General features: G+C 64.6%; 8 protein-coding genes. 5 read left to right on the forward strand and 3 right to left on the reverse strand.

The window, feature by feature from the left end; translation table 11 throughout:
• Positions 1–47: 47 nt before the first annotated feature.
• Entirely contained in the window at positions 48–923 is an 876-nt protein-coding gene (gene rsmI / locus ACLEJP_RS20890; RefSeq protein WP_289130745.1) for a 16S rRNA (cytidine(1402)-2'-O)-methyltransferase, read from the reverse strand.
• A 186-nt stretch (positions 924–1,109) separates the two neighbouring features.
• Between rsmI and ACLEJP_RS20895 the strand changes: the two genes are divergently transcribed.
• The 5 genes from ACLEJP_RS20895 to ACLEJP_RS20915 all read left to right on the forward strand — a co-directional run bounded on the left by ACLEJP_RS20895 (position 1,110) and on the right by ACLEJP_RS20915 (position 4,872).
• Positions 1,110–2,927 (forward strand): penicillin-binding protein activator, encoded by a 1,818-nt coding sequence (locus ACLEJP_RS20895; protein WP_440809429.1) that lies wholly within the window; start codon positions 1,110–1,112, stop codon positions 2,925–2,927.
• Positions 2,927–3,298, forward strand: a complete 372-nt coding sequence (locus ACLEJP_RS20900) for a YraN family protein (protein WP_289130748.1) — start codon at positions 2,927–2,929, stop codon at positions 3,296–3,298. The genes ACLEJP_RS20895 and ACLEJP_RS20900 overlap by 1 nt, the downstream gene beginning before the upstream one ends.
• Before the next feature lie 86 nt (positions 3,299–3,384).
• Positions 3,385–3,978: a phosphoheptose isomerase gene (locus ACLEJP_RS20905; protein WP_012274070.1), complete on the forward strand. Its 594-nt coding sequence runs from the start codon at positions 3,385–3,387 to the stop codon at positions 3,976–3,978.
• Complete coding sequence (locus tag ACLEJP_RS20910; protein WP_170032432.1) at positions 3,975–4,553, forward strand: BON domain-containing protein; 579 nt, start codon at positions 3,975–3,977, stop codon at positions 4,551–4,553. The genes ACLEJP_RS20905 and ACLEJP_RS20910 overlap by 4 nt, the downstream gene beginning before the upstream one ends.
• A 100-nt stretch (positions 4,554–4,653) precedes the next feature.
• Positions 4,654–4,872 carry a YgdI/YgdR family lipoprotein gene (locus ACLEJP_RS20915; protein WP_170032434.1) on the forward strand — a complete coding sequence of 73 codons (219 nt, stop codon included), beginning with the start codon at positions 4,654–4,656 and terminating at the stop codon, positions 4,870–4,872.
• A 49-nt stretch (positions 4,873–4,921) separates the two neighbouring features.
• Here ACLEJP_RS20915 and ACLEJP_RS20920 read toward each other — a convergent pair whose 3' ends face one another.
• Entirely contained in the window at positions 4,922–5,350 is a 429-nt protein-coding gene (locus ACLEJP_RS20920) for a ClpXP protease specificity-enhancing factor (protein WP_296234192.1), read from the reverse strand.
• Positions 5,351–5,360: 10 nt separating this feature from the next.
• A complete protein-coding gene (locus ACLEJP_RS20925; protein ID WP_063913318.1) occupies positions 5,361–5,984 on the reverse strand; it encodes a glutathione S-transferase N-terminal domain-containing protein in 624 nt (207 codons plus the stop codon).
• Positions 5,985–6,000 lie beyond the last annotated feature (16 nt).

A 6,000-nucleotide genomic window follows, 5' to 3' on the forward strand; every position in this document is an offset into this window, starting at 1 on the left:
ACGCGCGCCCAAGAACAAGCAATACCGGCAGCTATATCATCGTGCCACTACTCAGCCTTCTGCTTTTCCAGGGCAAATTGGTACAGCAGGTTCTTGCGCACACCGGTAATTTCCGCAGCCAGCGCTGCCGCCCGCTTGAGCGGCAACTCGGCCAGCAGCAGCCCGAGCACGCGCTGCGCCTCGCTACTGATCGCCTGCTCACCCTCCGGCGCGCTCCAGCCACCGACCAGCACCACGCACTCGCCGCGCTGCTGGTTGCTGTCGCCGGCCACGAACGCCCGCAGTTCGGCCAGGGGCAAGCCCTTGAGCGTCTCGAAGGTCTTGGTCAGCTCGCGCGCCAGCAACGCCGGGCGTTCACCACCGAATACCGCCTCCATGTCCTCGAGGCATTCCAGGATACGGTGCGGGGCCTCATAGAAGATCAGCGTGCGCGGTTCTTCCTTTACCTGCTCCAGGCGCGCCCGGCGCCCTGCCGCCTTGGCCGGCAGGAAGCCTTCGAAGATGAAGCGGTCCGACGGCAGGCCGGCGGCCGACAATGCGGCGATCAGCGCGCAGGCGCCCGGTACCGGCACCACGTTGACCCCTGCCGCGCGCGCCTGGCGCACCAGATGGTAGCCGGGGTCGGAAATCAGCGGCGTGCCCGCATCGGAAACCAGCGCCACATTCTCGCCGGCCAGCAACTTGGCGAGAAAACGCCCGCCCTCGTCGCGCTCGTTGTGCTCATGGCAGGCGGCCAGCGGCGTGTCGATGCCGAAGTGCTGCAGCAGGCGAATCGAATGACGGGTATCTTCGGCCGCGATCAGGGCCACGTCCGCCAGCACTTTCAGCGCCCGGGCGCTCATGTCGTCGAGGTTGCCGATGGGGGTTGCGACCACATACAGCGTCCCCACGGTGGATTTCGAAGCCCCTGCCACATCAGTCACTGCGTACACCTGTCGTCCGGATCAAAGCCGCCATTGTAGCCCGAGCGCCTGCAACAGGGCGCAAAGAACTTCGCCGGCGAGCGGTGGCTGGGCGCCTATAGTGAAGGATCGACACGGCAACATCGCGCCCCGGCCAACGCTTGGGTACAATTGCCGGCCACCTTGATCGAGTAACAGGACCTTTACATGATCGCTTGCCTGCGGCTGTTCACAGCCCTCTGCCTTGCTGCCCTGCTGGCAGCCTGCGCCAGCTCGCCCTCATCCAGCCTGGGCGAACTGCCACGCACCCCGGACGCCAGCATCGAGCAACTGCTCGAGAAGGCCGCTTCCAGCAAGTCCGCGGAAGAAGCAGCCCTGCTGCGCCTGAGCGCGGCGGACCTGGCCTACAAGCAGAAGGACTTCCCGCGCGCCGCACGCATCCTCGAGCAGGTGCCGCTGGACACGCTCAAGCCGGCCCAGCAGGTGTTTGCCAGCACCCTCGGCGCCGAGCTGGCCATGAGCCGCAACCAGCCCAAGGCCGCCCTGGCAGCCCTGGCCCACCCCAGCCTGCAGCGCGTCGCCGAGCTGCCGGAAGAACAGCAAGTGCGCACCTACAGCGTGCACGCCGCCGCCCTCGAAGCCGACGGCCAGGCCCTGGCCGCCGCGCAGCAGCGCGTGCTGCTGGCACCCCTGCTCAGCGGCCAGGCTGCCAGCGCCAACCACGACGCCATCTGGGCCCTGGTCGCCTCGCTGCCGGCAGAGCAACTGCAGCAGCCCGCTAATGACCAGACCCTGGCCGGCTGGGCCAGCCTGGCCTTGGCGGTAAAAAGCGCCGGCACCCTGGAGCAGCAACAGGCCGCTATCGACGCCTGGGTCAAGCAGCACCCGGGCCACCCAGCCACGCAACAACTGCCACTGGCACTGACCAAGCTCAAGGAGCTGGCCAGCCAGCCGCTGACCAAGATCGCCCTGCTGCTGCCCCAGGACGGCCCGCTGGCCGGTGTCGCCCGCGCCCTGCGTGACGGTTTCATGGCCGCGCACTTCCAGGCCCAGCAAGCCGGCCAGCCGGCACCGGCGGTGCAGGTGTTCGACAGCTCGCGCATCGGCTCGCTCGACGATTTCTACCGCCAGGCCCAGGCCGCTGGTGTACAACTGGTCATCGGCCCGCTGGAAAAGCCGCTGGTCAAGCAACTGGCCAGCAAACCGCAACTGCCGATCACCACCCTGGCGCTGAACTACGCCGACGCCGGGCAAAAGGCACCGCCGCAGCTGTTCCAGTTCGGCCTGGCTGCCGAAGACGAAGCCCGCGAAGTGGCGCGCCGCGCCCGTGCCGATGGCATGCAGCGCGCCGTGGCCCTGGTGCCGAGTGGCGAATGGGGTGACCGCGTCCTGGCCGCCTTCCGCCAGGAGTGGGAAGGCAATGGCGGCAACCTGCTTGCTGCCGAGCGCATCGCCCAACCAGTCGCATTGGCCCAGCAGATTGCCGACCTGTTCCAGCTGCGCCAGAGCGAAGGCCGCGCGAAGAGCCTGCAGAGCACGGTCGGTGGCAGCATTGCCGCACAGCCGTCGCGCCGCCAGGACATCGACTTCATCTTCCTCGCCTCGACCCCGCAACAGGCGCAGCAGATCAAGCCGACGCTGAACTTCCAGTACGCCGGTGACGTGCCGGTCTACGCCACCTCGAACCTGTACAGCGCCAGTGGCGACGTCAACCAGTACAACGACATGAACGGCATCCGCTTCTGCGAAACGCCGTGGCTGCTGGACACCAGCAACAGCCTGCGCCAGCAGGTGGTACAGCAATGGCCACAGGCTGCCGGCAGCCTGGGCCGCCTGTATGCCATGGGCGTCGATGCCTATAGCCTGGCGCCGCGCCTGGGCCAGCTGAAAGCGCTGCCGGACAACCGGGTGATGGGCCTTTCGGGCAGCCTGAGCATCAACGCCAGCCAGCGGGTCGAGCGCCAGTTGCCCTGGGCCGAGTTCGCCAGTGGCCAGGTCAAGCGCCTGCCTGACACCCCGCGCTGATGGCCGCTGCGTCGCCCACCCGTGCCGGCCAGGCCGCAGAAACCCAGGCCCTTGAATACCTTCAAGGGCAGGGTCTGCAACTGCTGGCGCGCAACTGGCGATGCAAAGGCGGTGAGCTTGATCTGGTCATGCTCGACGCCGATACAGTAGTATTCGTCGAAGTCCGCTACCGGTTGCACGCGGGCTTCGGTGGCGCCCTCGGCAGTATCGACGGGCGCAAGCAGAAACGGTTGGTGCTCGCCGCCAGCCTGTTCCTGCAGCAGGAGGCCCACTGGGGCAACCAGCCCTGCCGCTTCGATGTAGTCGCCCTGCAGGGTAGCCACCACGCAGGCACGCCGCTGCAATGGCTGAAAAACGCCTTCGAATGCTGAACCCACTTCGATTTTTTTGCTCTATGTTTCGCGGGCTGGTCCTTGTTGCGCGTCGCGCCGGCCACCGCCCTACTTAAGGTCACCAGATGGACATGCAATCCCGAATTCGCCGGCTGTTCCAGGCCAGCATCGATACCAAGCAACAGGCAATGGACATCCTGGCACCGCACATCGAGCAGGCCAGCCTGGTCATGGTCAACGCGCTGCTCAACGAGGGCAAGATGCTCGCTTGCGGGAACGGCGGCTCGGCCGGTGATGCCCAGCACTTTTCCTCGGAGCTGCTCAACCGTTTCGAGCGCGAGCGCCCGAGCCTGCCGGCTATCGCGCTGACTACCGACAGCTCGACCCTGACCTCGATTGCCAACGACTACAGCTATAACGAGGTCTTTTCCAAGCAGATCCGCGCCCTCGGCCAGCCCGGCGACGTTCTGCTGGCAATCTCTACCAGCGGCAACTCGGCCAACGTGATCCAGGCGATCCAGGCCGCACATGACCGCGAAATGATTGTCGTAGCTTTGACTGGCCGCGACGGCGGCGGCATGGCTTCGCTGCTGCTGCCTGAAGACGTGGAAATCCGCGTACCTTCGACGGTTACCGCGCGTATCCAGGAAGTCCACCTGCTGGCGATCCACTGCCTGTGCGACCTGATCGACAGCCAACTGTTCGGGAGTGAAGAATGACCCCTATGCGCCTCGGCCTGATGGCCTTGACCCTGTGCCTGAGCATTACCGGTTGCAGCTCGGTACTGACCTCTACCCGCAATTCGCCGATTGAAGATGATCGCGGCACGCGCACCATCGGCAGCAAGATCGACGACTCCTTGATCGAAACCAAGGCGGCAGTCAACATCGCCAAGGCCAGCCCTGACCTGGACAAGGGCTCGCACATCGTCGTCACCAGCTACAACGGCATCGTCCTGCTGGCCGGCCAGACACCACGCGCCGACCTCAAGAGCCTCGCCGAGCAAACCGCCAGCCAGGTGCAGCGGGTGAAGAAAGTGCACAACGAGCTGCAGGTCATGCAGCCCTCCTCCATCCTGGCGCGCAACAATGACGCCTGGCTGACCACCAAGATCAAGGCCCAGATGCTGACCGACAATGCCGTGCCCAGCTCGCGCATCAAGGTCATTACCGAAAACGGTATCGTCTACCTGCTCGGCTTGGTCACCCAGCAGGAGGCCAACTCGGCCACCGCCGTGGTGCAGGGCGTGTCGGGCGTGCAGAAGATCGTCAAGCTGTTCGAGTACATCGACTGATTCATTGCCTGCCATGGCCCTGTCGTTGGCAAGCCGGCGAACAGGGCCATGGCAGGCAACAACCCTGCTCCACCCCTTTCAGATACCCAGGAAACACCGCATGAAAAAGCTGCTGCTGCCCGCCTTGCTGATCGGCACCTTCGCCACCCTGGCCGGCTGCTCAACCCCTAGCCAGATCACCCTCAACGACGGCCGTGAGATCCAGACGGTCGACGTACCGGAGTACGACGCCGATACCGGTTTCTACGAGTTCCAGCAACTCGACGGCAAGCGCACCCGCATCAACAAGGATCAGGTTCGCACCATCAGCGACCTGTAATCCAATATTGGCGGCAAAAAAAGGCGACCTGGACAGGTCGCCTTTTTCGTTACTTGACCACTTTGAGGCTTGGCCGGCCGCTCGGGCGCGGTGGCTGCCCGCCACCTTCCGGTGGGCCGTCATCATCCGGCTGCACGTCATCCTCGTCGTCGAGCATGTCATCCTGCGACGGCTCCAGCTCGAAGACCATGCCTTGGCCATTCTCCCGGGCATAGATTCCCAGGATGGCGCCAGACGGCACGAACAGCGAATGGGACACGCCACTGAAACGGCCTTCGAAGCTGACAGCGTCGTTGTCCATGTGCAGGTTGCGCACGGCGTTCGGTGAGATATTCAGGACAATCTGGCCATCACTGGCGAAACCGTCCGGCACCTGGACCTTTGGGTATTCGGCGTTTACCAGCATATGGGGGGTGCAATCGTTGTCGACGATCCACTCGTACAGTGCTCGAACCAGATAGGGGCGACTGGAGTTCATCAACGGCTCCTTAAAGCTTGCGCATTTCACGTTCTACGGAGGACAGGCTCGCCTGGAAAGGCTCGCGGGCGAACTGCCGCTCCATGTAATCCAGCAACGGCTTGGCTTGCCGCGGCAACTCGATACCCAAAACCGGCAAACGCCAGAGTATGGGCAGTAGACAACAATCGACCAGGCTTTGCTCCTCGCTCATGAAGCAGGCGAACTCGCCGAACAACGGCGAGACCCCGGTCAGGCTTTCGCGCAGGGCCTTGCGCGCCTCGGCACGGGCAGCCTCGCTGCTGCGCGGATCGAGTACGGTATCGGCCAGGGCACACCAGTCGCGCTGGATGCGGTGCATCAGCAAGCGACTGTTGCCGCGCGCCACCGGGTATACCGGCATCAGCGGCGGATGCGGGTAACGCTCCTCGAGGTATTCCATCACCACGGTGGATTCATACAACGCCAGGTCGCGATCGACCAGGGTCGGCACGCTCCCGTAAGGGTTCACCTCGACCAGCTTGGGCGGCAGGCGGCCAGGGTCGACATCGATGACCTGCACGCTGATACCCTTCTCGGCCAGCACCAGGCGTACCCGATGAGAATAGTGATCAGCGGGGTCGGAATAGCAGGCTAACCTGTTGGTTGCGCCCATGTAGCGCCTCCTCGCA

It is taken from the genome of Pseudomonas sp. SMV7, from assembly GCF_052041995.1.
GTDB lineage: Bacteria > Pseudomonadota > Gammaproteobacteria > Pseudomonadales > Pseudomonadaceae > Aquipseudomonas.

What these genes read in the sequence shown, in the direction of transcription:
- ACLEJP_RS20905 (WP_012274070.1), top strand. Translation starts at nt 3,385, where the DNA reads ATGGACATGCAATCCCGAATTCGCCGGCTGTTCCAGGCCAGCATCGAT.
- ACLEJP_RS20925 (WP_063913318.1), bottom strand. Translation starts at nt 5,984, where the DNA reads ATGGGCGCAACCAACAGGTTAGCCTGCTATTCCGACCCCGCTGATCAC.
- ACLEJP_RS20900 (WP_289130748.1), top strand. Translation starts at nt 2,927, where the DNA reads ATGGCCGCTGCGTCGCCCACCCGTGCCGGCCAGGCCGCAGAAACCCAG.
- ACLEJP_RS20915 (WP_170032434.1), top strand. Translation starts at nt 4,654, where the DNA reads ATGAAAAAGCTGCTGCTGCCCGCCTTGCTGATCGGCACCTTCGCCACC.
- ACLEJP_RS20920 (WP_296234192.1), bottom strand. Translation starts at nt 5,350, where the DNA reads ATGAACTCCAGTCGCCCCTATCTGGTTCGAGCACTGTACGAGTGGATC.
- ACLEJP_RS20895 (WP_440809429.1), top strand. Translation starts at nt 1,110, where the DNA reads ATGATCGCTTGCCTGCGGCTGTTCACAGCCCTCTGCCTTGCTGCCCTG.
- ACLEJP_RS20910 (WP_170032432.1), top strand. Translation starts at nt 3,975, where the DNA reads ATGACCCCTATGCGCCTCGGCCTGATGGCCTTGACCCTGTGCCTGAGC.